Raw genomic sequence first — 16189 nt, forward strand, 5'->3', positions numbered from 1 at the left:
CTCCCCTTAGATGGTCCGGGTGCGAACCGGCGATGACCGGACGCACCCGGTGGTGCTACCGGATGTGGTTTTTCGGCTCTTCCGGGTCGGGGCGCGGCACCCGCGCCGAGCTGAACGCGTCGTAACCGCTGTGGGCGGCGACGAACGGAGTGGCGTGCGGTTCGGGGGTTTCCGCGGTGACCCGCCGACCGACCCCCTCAAGCACGTGCTTGCCGATCAGGCTGTCGGCGGGCAGTTCGATCGGATACTCGCCGTCGAAGCACGCCCGGCAGAGCCGGCTCTTCGGTTGCTCGGTCGCCGCGATCAGACCGCTGAGCGACACGTAGCCGAGCGTGTCGGCGCCGATCGACCGCCGGATGCCCTCGTTGTCCAGGCCATTGGCGAGCAGCTCGGCGCGGGTCGCAAAGTCGATGCCGTAGAAGCATGGCCAGGCGACCGGCGGTGACGAGATCCGAACGTGCACCTCCAACGCGCCGGCCTCGCGAAGCATTCGCACAATGGCCCGTTGGGTGTTGCCGCGGACGATGGAGTCGTCCACGACGACCAGCCGCTTCCCCCGTACGTTCTCCCGCAGCGGGTTGAGCTTGAGCCGAATACCGAGCTGACGCAGCGTCTGCGACGGCTGGATGAAGGTCCGCCCGACGTACGGATTCTTCATCAGACCGGCCCCGAAGGTAATGCCGGACTCCGCCGCGTAGCCGATCGCGGCGGGGGTACCCGATTCGGGCACGGGAATCACCAGATCAGCCTCTACCTCGTGCTCCCGCGCAAGCTGCCGGCCGATCTGTACGCGAGCCGCGTGCACGTTGCGGCCGGCGATCGTGGCGTCCGGACGGGCGATGTAGACGTATTCGAAGAGGCAGCCCTTCGGCTCCGGTGCGGCGAAGCGGGCAGAGCGCAGCCCGTCCTCGTCGATGGCGATCAGCTCACCCGGCTCGACCTCGCGGACCACGCTGGCACCGACGATATCGAGCGCGGCCGTCTCACTGGCCACCACCCAACCGCGCTCCAGCCGGCCCAACACCAGCGGACGGACCCCGTACTGATCACGGGCCGCGTAGAGCGTCGACTCGTCCATGAAGACGAAGCTGAACGCTCCCCGTAGCTGCGGCAACACCTCCAGCGCGGCGGCCTCCACCGAGAGGTCGGGCCGGCTGGCCAGCAGCATGGTCACCAGCGAGGTGTCGCTGGTGGCCCCGTCGCCGGCCAACGCCCGCTCGCCGGACTCCCGCTGCAACTCGGCCGTGTTGACCAGGTTGCCGTTGTGGGCCAGCGCGATCGTCGTGCCGGAGGCGGTGGAGCGGATGGTTGGTTGGGCGTTCTCCCAGGTGGAGGCGCCGGTGGTCGAGTAGCGCGTGTGGCCGATCGCCACGTGCCCGCGCAGACTGGCCAGGGTCGGCTCGTCGAAGACCTGGGCTACCAGGCCAAGGTCCTTGTAGACCACCACGCCCGTGCCGTCACTGACTGCGATGCCAGCCGCCTCCTGCCCTCGGTGCTGCAACGCGTACAGCCCGAAATAGGTCAGGTTGGCGACCTCCTCGCCGGGGGCCCAGACCCCGAAGACGCCACAGGCGTCCTGGGGGCCGGGACGCTGGGGGTCAAGGTCGTGGCTCAACCGGCCATCGCCTCGGGGCACCTGCCGCTCCCTCTTGCTGGACTGGCCAGGCGAATCACGGGATCGATCCGCTCCTCGGCCGGGACCGCTTGTCGTCGCTGACAGTGTACGCGAACCCCTGCCTACACAGAAAGTCACGAAATCACTGCATCCTGTAATGCCCTATCCGCTACCCGCCGCTAAGCGGCAGGTACGCGGCCAGGTCCGCCCGGACCCCACTGACCCGTACGTGACCCTCGGCGACCGCTTCCGCCCACGGGACACGTCCCGTGGCCACCCGTAACCAGGTCTCCGGGTCGGTCTCGACCACATTCGCCGGGGTGCCCCGGGTGTGCCGGGGACCCGGCACACACTGCACTGCGCCGTAGGGTGGGACCCGCACCTCCACCGATCGACCGGGCACCTGCTCCGCGAGCACGGTCAACAGGGCACGGACCGCCGCCCGGAGCGCAGGACGATCGGGGGTACGCCCCTCATCAAGCGCCGACAGTGCTGCCACGACGGCAGGCGTCCTGGCGTATGGCGGGGGCACAGCGGGACGATACGGCGCGCGCGCGGATACTCTCAACACCGGCCCTGGGTCGCGCCGATCCGACTGGACAAGGCATAGTAGCCCACGGCGTACTCGTACCGTGATGATCCCCGGCCCGGCGACCGCCGGCCACGTGGGACCCCAGTGGAAGGCGGTGGACGTGTCAACACACCGACGTGCCTGGAAGCAGCGGGCCGGTGTGGTCGTGGCGTTGCTGGTCGGCGCCCTGCTCACCGCCCCCGCCACCCCGGCCTCCGCCGACCCCGGGGTCAACATCTCGGCCTCGACGAGCCGGGTCGAGGCGGGCGGGAGCATGACGGTCCGTTACTCGGTCGAGGTCTCGGAAGGCACGACCGTCGACGTGACGGTGTCATCCGACAACGGAGAGCTCGCCTGCGTCCGCGGTTGCGAGCCTCGCAAGATCGATCAGAGCGCGAGCTATGAGGCCACCTTCCGACTGGCGGACGACGCGGCCGACGGAAAGGCGACAATTACCGTCACCGCGAACGACACCAACGGCGGCAAGGGTTACGGGACCGCCAGTGTCACCCTGGTGGGCAAGCCGGAGCCGGAGCCCAGCCCGACCCAGGCCCCCCAGGTGCAGACGGTGAAGTCGGTCTCCGGCGAGGTGGTCGACAAGAGCACCGGCGGTGCGGTACCGGGAGCGCAGGTCATCCTCAAGGACTCCGACAACAACCGGTTCGACACCATTACCGACAACGGTGGAAACTTCCGGTTCACTGGCAGCACCCGGAGCCCGATCGCCCCCGGCCAACTCGCCATCGGCGCAATCCACGACGGCACCAACGCCACCAAGACGCTGAACGCCTCCGCCGGGCAGAGCGTCTCCGGCCAGCGAATCTCGCTCGAGGTCAAAGAGACAACCCCGAGCCCCGCCCCGTCGTCGAGTGTCGAGCCGGCCCCGACCGTCGGGGTGGAGGAGGTGACCGATGGGCCGATCGAGGCCGTCGCGGATGTCCCCGTCGCGGACGCCAGCGATGAGGAGTCCGGCGGCACCGGCTCACTGCTGATCATCCTGCTCGGTGGCCTCCTCGTGGCAGCCGGCGTCGGCACCATGGTGCTGCTGTGGCTACGCCGCAAGGAGAACGACGACGAAGACGAGGCGGGCGGCCACCCCTCCGGCGCGGCCACGGGTGCCGTCCCGGTCACCCGCGGTGGCTACGGCAATGTCGACGACCAGACGCGGATCGTGAATCCAACCGCGGCGACGCCGACGATGGTCGGCGGGGACTCGTCCCTCGCCGAGGCGCCCACGATGATGCACAGCCCGGTGATTGACGACGTCCCACCGGACCCCTACGGTGCTCCGCCGCAGCCCTACGGCGCATCCGCCGGCCAGTCCAGCTGGGCCGACAGCGGCTACGGCGCCACGTCTTCTCCCGCCCCCGGTGGCGGCTACGGCGCCAGCGACTACGGCATGTCCTCGCCGGCCGAACCCGGCTACCCGCCCACCTCCGGCGGTTCCTACGGCTACGACGAAGCGACCGGCCGCTACCAGGCGGACGCCACGCAGTACCCGGCCCCGGCCGACCCGTACCCCACCGGGAGGTACCAGCAGGACGCCGGCTACAGCCAGGCTGGGCCCGGGTACGGACACGGTGCCGAGCCGGCCGGTGGCTATGACCAACAGGGCGGCGGCTACGGCGGCTACGGCTACGAGCAACAGGGTGGCGGCTACGACCACCAGGGCGGTTACGGCGGCTACGACCAGGGAGCCCCCGCCCAGCACGGCGGCTACGGCCAGGAAGCACCCACGCAGTACGGCGGCTACGGCTACGGCTACGGCTACGAGCAACAGGGTGGCGGCTACGCCCAACAGGGTGGCGGCTACGCCCAACAGGGTGGCGGCTACGACCAGGGAGCCCCCGCCCAGCACGGCGGCTACGGCCAGGAGCTGCCAACCCAACGCGGCGGCTACGGCCAGGAGACACCCACGCAGTACGGCGGCTACGGCCAGGAGACACCCGCCCAGCCCGGCGGCTACGACCAGGAAGCACCCACGCAGTACGGCGGCTACGGCCAGGAAACACCCGCCCAGCACGGCGGCTACGACGACCGCGGGTATGGCCAGGCCGGCTACGGCGGTGGCTACGGGGACCCGACGCAGGCCGATCGGGCCCGGTCCGACGCTCCCCCGCCGGACCGGGGCGGTCGCCGGCTGGACTGGCTGGACGACTGACCACAGACGGTTGAGGGCCACCCGGAGCCGGGTGGCCCTCAACCGTCTGTCCTGGGGTCTGCTGATCCCCCAGCAGCACGATCCGGCCCGGCTGAGTTCAGCCGGGCCGGATCGTGCTTACTCGGATCGGGTGCCGGAACCCGGTGGGGCCGATACAGCGGCGGTCACGCCGGCTCGCTCGGTCCCCCAGGCTGCGGCTCGGAGCTGGCGGGCGTCGCCGTCTCGACCGGCGTAACGGTCGAGGCCGGCTCTTCGACCGGCACGACGGTCGCTGCGGGCTCTTCGACCGGCTCGACCGGCGAGGTGGCGAGCTCCGCTCCGCCGAAGAGGCGGGGCAGGGTAGCGCTGTGCGCGGCACGCAACTCCGCCAGGCTGAGCCGGAACTGCCCGTGCAACTCCAGCACACCACCGGCCGGATCGGTGACGCCGATCCGCTGGCACGGCACGCCCTGCTCGGCGGCCAGCCCGGTGAACGCCTTCTCGTGCCCGCGCGGCACCGAGACCAACACCCGGCCAGCGGACTCGCTGAACAGGAAGACGAACGGCAGCGAGCCGCCGGTGAACTGCCCCGGCAGAGTGATCTGGGCACCGACCCCCCGGCGCAGGCAGGACTCGACCAGACCCTGCGCCAGACCACCGTCGGAGAGGTCGTGCGCGGAGCTGAGGTGCCCGCCCCGGGCTGCCACCGCCATCAGGTCGGCGATCGCCCGCTCGCGGTCGAGGTCCACCCGGGGAGGTACGCCGCCGAGGTGTTCGTGGGTGGCCCACGCCCACTCCGAGCCGGACAACTCCTCGTGCGTCTCACCGAGTAGGTAGATCTGGTCGTGCCCGCCGTCGCGCGGGACAAAGCCCATCGGGACCCGGTCGGCCACATCGTCCAGCACGCCGAGGACGCCCACCACCGGGGTCGGGTGGATGGCTGCCGCACCGGTCTGGTTGTAGAAGCTGACGTTCCCCCCGGTCACCGGGATGCCCAGCTCGCCGCAGCCGTCGGCGATGCCCCGGACGGCCTCGGCGAACTGCCACATCACGCCCGGGTCCTCCGGCGAGCCGAAGTTGAGGCAGTCGGTGACGGCGATCGGCTTGGCGCCGCTCACCGCCACGTTCCGGTACGCCTCGGCCAACGCGAGCTTGGCGCCGTGGTACGGGTCGAGGCGCGCGTACCGGCCGTTGCCGTCAACGGAGAGCGCGATGCCGATACCACTACGCTCGTCGATCCGGATCACACCCGAGTCCTCGGGCTGGGCGAGCACGGTGTTGCCCAGCACATACCGGTCGTACTGCTCGGTGACCCAGGTCTTGTCCGCGAGGTTCGGCGAGGCGGTCATCCGCAGGACCGTCTCCCGCAGGGCCTCCGGGTCACTCGGCCGGGGCAGGGTCTCCGCTCGGTCGGCCTGAAGCAGGATCAGGTCGGCGGGCTCCCGCATCGGCCGGTGGTACACCGGGCCGTCGTCCGCCAGCGAACCCGGCGGGACGTCAACGACCAGATGGTCTCGCCAGGTGACGACCAGGCGACCCGGCTGCCCGTCCGCTGCCGGTGGGGTGACCTCACCGATCGCGGTGGCGAGCACGCCCCACTTCTCGGCGGTCTTGAGCACCGCCTCCAGCTTCTCCGGCTCGACCACCAGCAGCATCCGCTCCTGGGACTCGCTGGCGAGGATCTCGTGCGGCTCCATCGAGGCTTCCCGCAGCGGGACCCGCTCGAGCCAGACCCGCATACCCGTGCCCGCGGCGGCGGCGGTCTCGGCGAGGGCACAGGTCAGCCCGGCGCCGCCGAGGTCCTGGATGCCGACGACGAGCTGCTCGTCGTAGAGCTCCAGGCAGGCCTCAATGAGCAGTTTCTCGATGAACGGGTCACCCACCTGCACCGAGGGGCGGCGCTGCTCGCTGCCCTCGTCGAAGGTGGCGCTCGCCAGCACCGACACGCCGCCGATGCCGTCCCGGCCAGTCTTGGCACCCATCAGCACCACGACGTTTCCGTCGCCGGCGGCGGCCTTGTTCTGGAGTCGGTCGATCGGCAGCACCCCGACGCAGAGGGCGTTGACCAGCGGGTTGCCCTGGTAGCAGGGGTCGAAGACGACCTCGCCACCGATGTTCGGCAGGCCGAGGCGGTTGCCGTAGCCGCCGACTCCGGCGATCACGCCGGGTAGGACGCGAGCGGTGTCGGGGTGGTCGGCCGCGCCGAAGCGCAGCGGGTCCATCACCGCGACCGGACGCGCGCCCATGGCGAGGATGTCCCGGACGATGCCGCCGACGCCGGTCGCCGCGCCCTGGTAGGGCTCGACGAAGCTCGGGTGGTTGTGCGACTCGACCTTGAAGGTCACCGCGAGCTCGTCGGAGACCCGAACCACACCCGCGTTCTCACCGATACCGGCGAGCAGCCGGTCGCTGGACGGGGCCTTCTCCCCGAACTGGCGCAGGTGCACCTTGCTCGACTTGTAGGAGCAGTGCTCACTCCACATGATCGAGTACATGGCCAGCTCGGCCTGGGTGGGCCGCCGGTCAAGCACCTGCCGGATCCGCTGGTACTCGTCGTCCCGGAGACCGAGGTCGGCGTAGGGCTGAAGCTCGTCCGGGCTGTCGCCGGCGTGGGGGACGGTGTCCACGCCCCCGGCCCAGCCGATGACGGCGGCGCCTCGGTCAGGCGCGGCCGTCGATCCGGCTGCCGCGGCGTCTGAGGTGTCCCGGGCCGGGTCCTGGGTGGTCATGACCTCTCCTTGTTACGCAGCGGGCCGCCCGTCGGGCGGGTGAGCCGACCGATGATGCCGCGTGCGGTCACGCCGCGGTCTCCACCAGGTGCTTGAGCGCCGAGGTGAAGAAGCCGAGGCCGTCCAGGGAGGGGCCGGTGAGCTCCTCCACCGCGTGCTCCGGGTGCGGCATGATGCCGACGACGTTTCCGGCGGAGTTGGTGATCGCGGCGATGTCCCGCTGAGACCCGTTCGGGTTTCCCACGTAGCGGGCGACCACCCGGCCCTCGGCTTCGAGCTGGTCCAGCGTCGCGGCGTCCGCGACGTAGCAGCCCTCGCCGTTCTTGACCGGGATCAGCACCTCCTGGCCGGGCTGGAACGCGTTGGTCCAAGCGGTGCCGGCCGACTCGATGCGCAGGACCTGGTCCCGGTTGCGGAAGTGCAGGTGCTGGTTTCGGGTCAGCGCACCGGGCAGCAGGTGGGCCTCGCAGAGGATCTGGAAGCCGTTGCAGATGCCGAGCACCGGCAGACCCGCTCGGGCGGCGTCCACGATCGTCTCCATCACCGCGGCGAACCGGGCGATGGCGCCGCAGCGCAGATAGTCGCCGTACGAGAAGCCGCCGGGCAGGACGACAGCATCCACCCCGTGCAACTGCGGGTCAGCGTGCCAGAGGCGGACCGGCTCGGCGCCAGCGAGCCGGACAGCCCGGGCGGCGTCCCCGTCGTCGAGCGAACCGGGGAACGTGACCACACCTACTCGGGCGGTCACGGTTGGGCGTCCACGGTCTCGCCATCCTCGGCCAGACGGATGGTGAAATCCTCGATGACCGGGTTGGCGAGCAGCTTGTCGGCGATCTCCCGGGTCTGGTTCAGATCTGGCTCCCCGGTGAACTCGATCTCGATCCGTCGGCCAATCCGGACCGAGGCGACGTCGGTGACGCCGAGTCGGGGCAGCGCGTTAGCGACGGCCTGTCCCTGCGGATCGAGGATCTCAGGTTTGAGCATGACGTCGACGACGACGCGAGGCACTGGGCACTCCTGACTGTGTACGCAGTTGGGTGCCGACCCACTAGGGGCGAGCGCAGCCAGCCTACCTGGCAGATATCGCGCGGGCCGCACCGGCCGCACGCGGTTTGGGCGATCTTCTGCACAGTTAGGCCGTGACACCAATACCGATGCCTTTCCGTTGTGCTCCCGATGCGATTTCGTTGCCACCTACCGCGTAGTGGCGGGAGCTTCCGCTGAGCGATACCACCAAAATAATCTAGACTCTTCAATGTAAATCCCGAAAGCCAGTACGGGAGCCCCCACCAACCAACAGGTCGGCGTCGCCCGCGGCGTCAACCTCCGGATCCACGGCGGTGTCGGGTACAACCGTTCCTGGATCGCCTCGATTTCCGGTGTCTGACGGTTAACGCCACCACGGCGCAGGTGGCCGGCCACGCGCCGACCGTCCGCGCCGCGCTGTTTTTCACCATCCGATCAGGTGAACAAGGCCCACGTTCGACCCCAGCGCCGACTGACAGCATCAGAACCGTGCTGGTCGTGACGACGGATCAACTACCCGGATATGAGGTCCGCCAGATCCTCGGCGAGGTGGTCTCCTCGATGGCCAGGACCCGTAACCCGTACCGCGAGGGCGTGAAGAACCTCCGTGGCGGCGCGTACGACCCGATGGCACCGGACAACCTCACCCGCTGGCGTGCCGACTCGGTGGCCCGTCTCGGCGAGGAGGCCCGCCGGCTCGGCGCGAATGCGGTGATCGGGATGCGGTTCGACAGCCGGGACTGCGGCGAGATGTGGATGGAGATCTGCGCCTACGGCACGGCGGTGATCGTGGTGCCCCGGGTCCCCGACGTCATGCCCCCCGATCAGCCCCTGGTGGCGGCGGAGACCGCACACGAGCCGAAGCTCCTGCCCGAGCCCAGCGGCATCGGCGAGCCGGCCACCGCACCCGACCTACGCAGCGCGGCCGAGACCCCCACCCCCGAGCCCTGACCCACCGCGTCCCGACCCGCGGGGACCGAGGCCGTGGCCCAGGGCGGGGACAGCGGAGATCAGAGGATCGGCGGCGGGCTGTACGCGGCGGCGCCGGGGTGGCGGTCGAGAACCGCCGCGACTCGCTGCACCACCGCCTGGACCTGGGCGGGAGCGGCACCGACGAAGGCCGTACGGTCGGCCACCAGGTCGGCGATGTCGGCGCGAGTCAGGTTCAACCGGTCGTCGGCCGCGAGCCGGTCGAAGAGGTCGTTCTCGGTGGCGCCCTTCTCCCGCATCGCCAGCGCGACCGCCACCGCGTGCTCCTTGATCACCTCGTGGGCGACCTCCCGGCCGACGCCCCGCCGTACCGCCGCCACCAGGATCTTGGTGGTGGCCAGGAACGGCAGGAAACGCTCCAACTCCCGGTTGACCACCGCCGGGTACGCGCCGAACTCGTCCAGCACGGTGAGGAACGTCTGGAACAGCCCGTCAGCGGCGAAGAAGGCGTCCGGCAGCGCCACCCGACGCACCACCGAGCAGGAGACATCCCCCTCGTTCCACTGGTCGCCGGCGAGCTCGCCGACCATCGACAGGTAACCACGGATGATCACCGCGAAGCCGTTCACCCGCTCCGACGACCGGGTGTTCATCTTGTGCGGCATCGCGCTGGAGCCGACCTGGCCCGGCTGGAAGCCCTCGGTGGCCAGCTCCTGGCCGACCATCAACCGGATCGTGGTGGCCAACGCCGACGGCCCGGCGGCCACCTGGGACAACGCCGAGAGCACGTCGAAGTCGAGCGAACGCGGGTAGACCTGCCCGACGCTGTCCAGCACCCGGCCGAACCCGAGGTGCTCCGCCACCCGACGCTCCAACTCGGCCAGCTTGCCGGCATCCCCGTCGAGCAGGTCGAGCTGGTCCGCGGCGGTGCCGACCGGGCCCTTGATCCCCCGCAGCGGGTACCGCCCGATCAGGTCGTCCAGCCGCTCGTACGCGATCAACAGCTCCTCCGCCGCCGACGCGAACCGCTTACCCAGCGTGGTGGCCTGCGCCGCCACGTTGTGCGAACGCCCGGTCAGCACCAGGCCGGAGTGCTCGACGGCGAGCTGGGACAGCCGGGCCAGGGTGGCGACCACCCGGTCCCGGATCAGCTCCAGGGAGGCCCGCACCTGAAGCTGCTCGACATTCTCGGTCAGGTCCCGGGAGGTCATGCCCTTGTGCACGTGCTCGTGCCCGGCGAGCGCGCTGAACTCCTCGATCCGCGCCTTCACGTCGTGTCGGGTGACCCGTTCCCGCTGCGCGATCGAGGCCAGGTCGACCTGGTCGAGCACCCGCTGGTACGCCTCGACCACCCCGTCCGGCACGTCCACGCCGAGATCCCGCTGGGCGGTGAGCACGGCCAGCCAGAGCCGCCGCTCCATCCGAATCTTCTCCTCCGGGGACCAGAGGGTGACCAGCTCGGGGGAGGCGTACCGGTTGGCGAGCACGTTCGGGATCGTCGTCACGGCCCCATTCTCCGGTACCCGGGCGCAGCGCTCCCCGCCGGGCCGCCGCTGACCATGCGACCCGAGCGAGCGGTCGGCGTGGCCGGGCGCTACATCCGGTCGGGGGTGGCGATGCCGAGTAGGTACAGGCCCTGCCGGAGGACCCGGGCGGTGAGGTCGCAGAGGGCGAGCCGGCTGTCTCGGACCGCGTCCTCGGCCCGCAGCACCGGGCAGGCTTCGTAGAAGCCGCTGAAGGTCGTGGCGAGGGTGTGCAGGTAGCCGGCGAGCCGGTGGAACTGCAGGGTCTGCTCGACGCCGGCCACCACGGCTCCGAAACCCGCCAGTTCGAGGGCGAGGGCATGTTCGGCCGGGTGCCCGATCGTGATCGGGACGGGGGTGAACTGCTCGATCTCGGCCCGACGGAAGATGGACCGGATCCGGGCGTGGGCGTACTGCAGGTACGGGGCGGTGTTGCCGTCGAGGGAGAGCATCCGCTGCCAGTCGAAGACGTAGTCCTTGTTCCGGTCCGTGGACAGGTCGGCGTACTTGATGGCACCGATACCAACCGCGCGGGCGACGTCAGCGACCTCCGTCGCGGAGAGGTCGGGGTTCTTCTGCCGGGCCAACTCGGCGGCCCGGGTCACGGCCTCGTCGAGCAGCCCGACAAGTTTGATCGAATCACCGGTCCGGCTGCGCAGCATCCTGCCGTCCGAGCCGAGGATCGAGCCGAAGCCGAGGTGCTCGGCCCGCGCCGGTGGACTCAGCCAGCCGGCCTGCCGCGCGACCGCGTACACCAGCTCGAAGTGCTGATGCTGCGGCAGGCCGACGACGTAGAGCAATCGGGTCGCGCCGAGGTCCTGGGTGCGGTGGCGGATCGCCGCGAGGTCGGTGGCGCCGTAGCCGTAGCCGCCGTCCCGCTTCCGCACAATGATCGGTAGCGGCTGCCCGTCGCGGCCGGTGAAGCCGGCCGGAAAGACGCAGGCGGCGTCGCCGCTCTCCCGCAGCAGGCCGAGCCGATCCAGCTCGTCGGTCACCGGGTCGAGCCGGTCGTTGTAGTAACTCTCCCCGCAGAAGTCCTGCTCGGTCAGGAGGACGCCGAGCTGGTCGTAGACGGTGAGGAAGTACTTCTCCGACTCGGCGACGAGCAGCCGCCACCACCGCAGTGTCAGCTCGTCCCCGTGTTGCAGGGCGACCACCCGCTGCCGGGCCCGCTCCCGGAACGCGTCGTCGGCGTCGAACTTGACCCGGGCCGCCTTGTAGAACGAGTCCAGGTCCCCGACCGACAACTCGTCGGCGGCCTCCGACTCGCCCAGGTCGAGCAGGTGCTCGATGAGCATCCCGAAGGGGGTGCCCCAGTCACCCAGGTGGTTGGCCTTGATCACCTGATGCCCGAGCCATTCGAGCAGCCGTACGGCGGCGTCACCGATCACGGTTCCCCGCAGGTGCCCGACGTGCATCTCCTTGGCCACGTTCGGGGACGAATAGTCGACCACCACCGTCTCCGTGGCGGCGCTGGGCACGACCCCGAGCCGGGTGTCGACGGCCGCGGTCGACAGCAGCGTGCCGAGCGCCGAGTCGGCGACCGTCAGGTTGATGAAACCGGGACCGGACACCGCCACCGCTGAGCAGAGGTCCGCCAACTCCACCTGACCCAGCACCTCGGCAGCGATGTCCCGGGGCCGGCGACCACACCGACGCGCCAGGGCGAGGGCGGCGTCGCACTGGTAGTCCGCGTGCTGCGAGCGCCGCAGAACCGGGTCGACCGGCGCCCCGGCCACCGCCGAGAACGCCGGTGCCAACCGGTCCGCCAGCAACTTCTCAAGATTCATGAAAGGTACGCCAATCTCGGGAAGCGGATCGACGACCAGGGTGTCCGGCGGCTCGATCCGCCGGACACGAAGGGTCAACTCAGGCGGTCGAGGACGGTTCGCCGGAGTTCGATGCTGGACACGAGCAGGAACCTACCGAAACTCCGGGCGCACCATCGACCGATTTCCGCCCGCGATCCGCCCGGGAAGTGGGCCCGGGACTACCCCCGCTGGTCGTAGTGCAGCTCGTGCCGGTGGCTGCCCTTGATGAGGATCGACACCTCGACCGGTCTGGCGTCGACCGACCGGATCACCCGTAGCTGGCGGAGCACCGGTACGTACGGCGGCAGGTCGAGCGCTTCGACCTCCTCCGTCGTGGGCATCCGCGCGCAAACCCGGTCCCGTGTCTGCCGCTGCGGGTACCCCAGATCCGCCAGGGCCCGCGGGGCACCACCCGGGATCTTGCGTCGCTCGGCGAGCTCCGTACCGCTGGCGATGGCCGCCGGATAGTACGACCAGGACAGCTCGACCGGCTCGTCACCACACACCAGCAGCCGATGCCGCAGGACCGCTCGTTCACCCGCACCGATCCCCAGTTCCCGCGCCACCTCGGCTGGCGGCACCACCTCTGCCACCGAGCGGAGCCGGTAGGCGTACCCGTCGGAGGTGGGAGCGAGGTAAGCCGACGCCTCCACCACCAGCGGCCGCCTCGGTCGGACGTAAACGCCCTTTCCCACCTCGCTGTAGACAGCGCCCTCCGCCTTCAGCGCGCCAAGGGCACGCTGGACTGTCGCGGTGGCAGCGGAGTACTGCCGCACGAGCGTCGGGATCGACGGCAGCGCTGACCCCGGCGGCAACTCGCCCGACATGATGCGGGATCGAAGGTCGGCCGCGACCTGCTCATGACGGGGGCGGCTGTCGGATCCACTCGCCATGTCCGCTACTCCGCTCCGTCAGTCAATCGCCAGCTCGTACCGGAGGCGTCGACCCCACGGCACCATCGTCATGACGCTGACCTCGACCGGAACGTCGTCCTGCGTGCTCAACACCCGGGTGAGGCCCAGCGCCCACTCATGATCGGCCAGGCCAAGCAGGCGTCGCTCAGCTGGCTCCGGCAGGCGCGTGTAGACATCCTCTCGTACCCGTCTGGGACGATAGCCCACCTCGGCGAGCAGTCGGACGGCCCCACCGCGGATCTTCCGTTGTTCGGCGAGAGCGGTACCGCGGGCGATGGCGACCGGATAGTACGAGTCCGTTAGTTCCACCGGCTCGTCGTCCAGCAGCATCAACCGCCTTCGGACGATCACCGGGTCGCCCGGTGCCACTCGTAGCGCCGCAGCCACCTCAGCGGCAGCCACCACCTCACCGACCGCGAGTATTCGCTGCGTACCGCTTCGGCCCTGCCCCGCAGCGTCGGCGGCCCACACGTCTCCAGCATGAGTCGCGTCCGGTTGGACATAGGGCATCGAGACGCTGAGCCAGTCAGATCCGCCCATCGCTACCTCCCCGCGGTTCCATGTTGCGTCAGCGTATCCATCTATGCCTGCTCACGCAGCACGACACCTTGCTACCTTATTCGAATGGCAGCAATGTAACCGGCAGGCCGCCAACGAGGCACAACAACTTTGCCGGGGGACGGACGCAGAGGGCCTGCAGCGACTCCGACTGCCGTGCGGGCACGGCAGTCGGTTCACCGTGCGCCCACCCAAACCGACAGGAGCGGAGCATGGGCATCTACCGATCAGCAACCAGTTGGTCTCGTGAAGAGGCGGAGGCTGAGGCAGCGCACGAGATCCTGACCAACCACATAGCCGACCCGGAGAACGGCTGCTGCACGATCTGCCTGGCGCCTGGTCCGTGCGGGCCGGCCAATGCAGCGGCAAACCGCTTGGTCGACCTGGGCCGGCCGGTGCTGCTCGCCGAATCGAGACGCGAACGGCGGGCCGGGTGGCGGGGCTGGTTCGGCTCCACCGGGGCGGTTCCGGCGACCGGGTCAACTCGGTGGCGTCGGGCACCGCTGCTCACTTTCGCCTGGCTCCTTCGGCTCGGGGTCATCTCGTGACCGCCGGCCTGCACTTCGGCGTGGGAAGCGTGGTGCAACTTGCTGAACAGCACTACTGCTACGGCCTGGGCACCCTGACCCTGCGCATCGTCGAGGTGGGACGCCGGGTACGGCACACGGACGGGCTCTGGATCAACGTGCGTGGCGTTCAACTCGAAAGCCCACCACGCCAGCGACGGATCCTGGCCCGCCTGGACGCCATCCAGACGCAGCCGGTACCCATCCCGGTCACGCACATACCGGTCCGACCGGGATGGAACTGCGCCGGCTGCGGAGCGGCGTGGCCCTGCCCGGACCACCGGCGACGCCTACTCGACCAGTACGCAGGCAACCCCGCAGCGCTCGGTATCTACCTGAGCACACAGATGACGGCAGCGGTACCCGACCTGCGTCACCTTCCCCCCGAGGAGTTGTACGAACGGTTCCTGGGCTGGCTGCGACTGACCTAACGCCGCGGGCCGTCCGGGTTGCGGGCTCGGTCAGCGTTCCAGGATTGCCGTTACGCCCTGCCCGCCCGCGGCGCAGATCGAGATGAGCCCTCGGCCGCCGCCGCGCTCGTCGAGCAGCTTGGCCAGGGTCGCCACGATCCGGCCGCCGGTCGCGGCGAACGGGTGCCCGGCGGCCAGCGACGAACCGTTGACGTTGATCCGTTCCGGGTCGATCGCTCCGAGTGGGGCGTCCAGGCCGAGCCGGTCCTGGCAGAACTCCGGCGACTCCCAGGCGGCCAGGGTGGCCAGCACCTGCGCGGCGAACGCCTCGTGGATCTCGTAGAAGTCGAAGCCCTGGAGCGTCAGCCCGGCGCGGGCCAGCAGCTGGGGCACCGCGTACGCGGGGGCCATCAGCAGCCCCTCCTCGCCGGGTACGAAGTCCACGGCGGCCGTCTGCGACCAGGTGAACCACGCCTGCACCGGCAGGTTGTGGGCCCGCGCCCACTCCTCACTGGCGAGCAGCACGGTCGACGCGCCGTCGGTCAGCGGCGACGAGTTGCCGGCGGTCATCGTGGCCTGCTCGGCGTCCGGGCCCTTCGTGCCGAAGACCGGGCGGAGGCTGCCGAGCTTCTCCAGGCTGGTGTCGGGCCGCAGGTTCTGGTCCCGGGTCAGCCCGAGGTACGGCGTCATCAGGTCGTCGAAGAACCCCCGCTCGTACGCGGCGGCCAGCCGGTGGTGCGACCGCAACGCCAGCGCGTCCTGCGCCTGCCGGTCGACCTGCCAACGCAGGGCGGTACGGGCGGCGTGCTCGCCCATGGACAGGCCGGTGCGGGGCTCGGCGTTGCGGGGGAGCTCCGGCCGGAACGGGTGTGAGGGGCGCAGCCGGGTGGCGGTCCGCACCCGCTCCCCGAGGGTCCGGGCGCTGTTCAGTTTGAGCAGTGTGCGCCGCAGCTGCTCGTTCACGGCGAGCGGCGCGTCCGAGGTGGTGTCGACGCCACCGGCGATACCGACCTCGAGCTGCCCCAGAGCGATCTTGTTGGCGACCAGGATGGCAGCCTCCAGGCCGGTGCCGCAGGCCTGCTGGATGTCATAGGCGGGGGTGTGCGGGTCGAGCTTCGAGCCGAGCACCACCTCGCGGGTCAGGTTGAAGTCCCGGGAGTGCTTCAGCACGGCGCCCGCGACCACCTCGCCGACCCGCTGGCCGGCCAGGCCGTACCGGGCGACCAGCCCGTCGAGGGCCGCGCCGAGCAGGTCCGCGTTGGACGCCTCGGCGTACCGCGAGTTGGAGCGGGCGAAGGGGATGCGGTTGCCGCCGATGACCGCGACCCGCCGGATGTTCTGCACGTTTCCCGCCTCCTCTGGGGTTGCTCTCAACCTACTCGCCAGTAGGCTACGC

Annotated in this window: 14 protein-coding genes; 4 read left to right on the forward strand and 10 right to left on the reverse strand. The window is 70.3% G+C overall.

Translation table 11 applies throughout. From position 1 onward, the window contains the following. Positions 1 to 55: 55 nt before the first annotated feature. Complete coding sequence (gene purF / locus SALPAC6_RS0118175; protein ID WP_020493601.1) at positions 56 to 1636, reverse strand: amidophosphoribosyltransferase; 1581 nt, start codon at positions 1634 to 1636, stop codon at positions 56 to 58. A 148-nt stretch (positions 1637 to 1784) separates the two neighbouring features. Further along, positions 1785 to 2147, reverse strand: a complete 363-nt coding sequence (locus tag SALPAC6_RS0118180; protein WP_033666554.1) for a sterol carrier family protein — start codon at positions 2145 to 2147, stop codon at positions 1785 to 1787. 133 nt (positions 2148 to 2280) lie between these two features. Between SALPAC6_RS0118180 and SALPAC6_RS0118185 the strand changes: the two genes are divergently transcribed. Then, positions 2281 to 4347, forward strand: a complete 2067-nt coding sequence (locus SALPAC6_RS0118185) for a hypothetical protein (protein WP_026189809.1) — start codon at positions 2281 to 2283, stop codon at positions 4345 to 4347. Positions 4348 to 4511: 164 nt separating this feature from the next. Here the strand turns inward: SALPAC6_RS0118185 and purL are convergent, their stop codons facing one another. From purL to purS, 3 genes are all read right to left on the reverse strand, one after another. Further along, complete coding sequence (gene purL, locus SALPAC6_RS0118190) at positions 4512 to 7055, reverse strand: phosphoribosylformylglycinamidine synthase subunit PurL (RefSeq protein ID WP_018254789.1); 2544 nt, start codon at positions 7053 to 7055, stop codon at positions 4512 to 4514. 67 nt (positions 7056 to 7122) lie between these two features. Continuing rightward, entirely contained in the window at positions 7123 to 7803 is a 681-nt protein-coding gene (purQ, locus tag SALPAC6_RS0118195) for a phosphoribosylformylglycinamidine synthase subunit PurQ (protein ID WP_018254790.1), read from the reverse strand. Beyond that, entirely contained in the window at positions 7800 to 8063 is a 264-nt protein-coding gene (gene purS, locus SALPAC6_RS0118200) for a phosphoribosylformylglycinamidine synthase subunit PurS (protein WP_018254791.1), read from the reverse strand. The genes purQ and purS overlap by 4 nt, the downstream gene beginning before the upstream one ends. 402 nt (positions 8064 to 8465) lie before the next feature. Between purS and SALPAC6_RS0118205 the strand changes: the two genes are divergently transcribed. After that, positions 8466 to 9032 carry a YbjQ family protein gene (locus tag SALPAC6_RS0118205; RefSeq protein WP_018254792.1) on the forward strand — a complete coding sequence of 189 codons (567 nt, stop codon included), beginning with the start codon at positions 8466 to 8468 and terminating at the stop codon, positions 9030 to 9032. A gap of 59 nt (positions 9033 to 9091) precedes the next feature. On the opposite strand, the gene purB is transcribed toward SALPAC6_RS0118205, so the two are convergent. From purB to SALPAC6_RS0118225, 4 genes are all read right to left on the reverse strand, one after another. Next, complete coding sequence (gene purB / locus SALPAC6_RS0118210) at positions 9092 to 10516, reverse strand: adenylosuccinate lyase (protein WP_018254793.1); 1425 nt, start codon at positions 10514 to 10516, stop codon at positions 9092 to 9094. An 89-nt stretch (positions 10517 to 10605) separates the two neighbouring features. Next, positions 10606 to 12324 (reverse strand): arginine--tRNA ligase, encoded by a 1719-nt coding sequence (gene argS / locus SALPAC6_RS0118215; protein WP_026189810.1) that lies wholly within the window; start codon positions 12322 to 12324, stop codon positions 10606 to 10608. A 200-nt stretch (positions 12325 to 12524) separates the two neighbouring features. After that, entirely contained in the window at positions 12525 to 13238 is a 714-nt protein-coding gene (locus SALPAC6_RS0118220; protein WP_012180399.1) for a GntR family transcriptional regulator, read from the reverse strand. Between the two features lie 18 nt (positions 13239 to 13256). Next, entirely contained in the window at positions 13257 to 13799 is a 543-nt protein-coding gene (locus tag SALPAC6_RS0118225) for a UTRA domain-containing protein (protein WP_026189811.1), read from the reverse strand. A gap of 230 nt (positions 13800 to 14029) precedes the next feature. Between SALPAC6_RS0118225 and SALPAC6_RS0118230 the strand changes: the two genes are divergently transcribed. Together SALPAC6_RS0118230 and SALPAC6_RS0118235 are read left to right on the forward strand one after the other, a co-directional pair. After that, positions 14030 to 14365 carry a hypothetical protein gene (locus SALPAC6_RS0118230; RefSeq protein WP_018254796.1) on the forward strand — a complete coding sequence of 112 codons (336 nt, stop codon included), beginning with the start codon at positions 14030 to 14032 and terminating at the stop codon, positions 14363 to 14365. After that, entirely contained in the window at positions 14362 to 14814 is a 453-nt protein-coding gene (locus SALPAC6_RS0118235) for a hypothetical protein (RefSeq protein WP_018254797.1), read from the forward strand. The genes SALPAC6_RS0118230 and SALPAC6_RS0118235 overlap by 4 nt, the downstream gene beginning before the upstream one ends. A gap of 30 nt (positions 14815 to 14844) precedes the next feature. On the opposite strand, the gene SALPAC6_RS0118240 is transcribed toward SALPAC6_RS0118235, so the two are convergent. Further along, the gene (locus SALPAC6_RS0118240) at positions 14845 to 16137 is read right to left on the reverse strand and encodes an acetyl-CoA C-acetyltransferase (RefSeq protein WP_018254798.1); all 1293 of its coding nucleotides are present in this window, start codon (positions 16135 to 16137) and stop codon (positions 14845 to 14847) included. Positions 16138 to 16189: the final 52 nt, after the last annotated feature.

The organism is Salinispora mooreana (assembly GCF_000379065.1).
In the GTDB taxonomy this organism is placed as follows: domain Bacteria; phylum Actinomycetota; class Actinomycetes; order Mycobacteriales; family Micromonosporaceae; genus Micromonospora; species Micromonospora mooreana.

Bases quoted from the DNA above. Each gene is read 5' to 3' on its own strand.
- purL (WP_018254789.1), bottom strand. From the start codon at position 7,055: ATGACCACCCAGGACCCGGCCCGGGACACCTCAGACGCCGCGGCAGCC.
- argS (WP_026189810.1), bottom strand. From the start codon at position 12,324: ATGAATCTTGAGAAGTTGCTGGCGGACCGGTTGGCACCGGCGTTCTCG.
- SALPAC6_RS0118220 (WP_012180399.1), bottom strand. From the start codon at position 13,238: ATGGCGAGTGGATCCGACAGCCGCCCCCGTCATGAGCAGGTCGCGGCC.
- SALPAC6_RS0118225 (WP_026189811.1), bottom strand. From the start codon at position 13,799: ATGGGCGGATCTGACTGGCTCAGCGTCTCGATGCCCTATGTCCAACCG.
- SALPAC6_RS0118230 (WP_018254796.1), top strand. From the start codon at position 14,030: ATGGGCATCTACCGATCAGCAACCAGTTGGTCTCGTGAAGAGGCGGAG.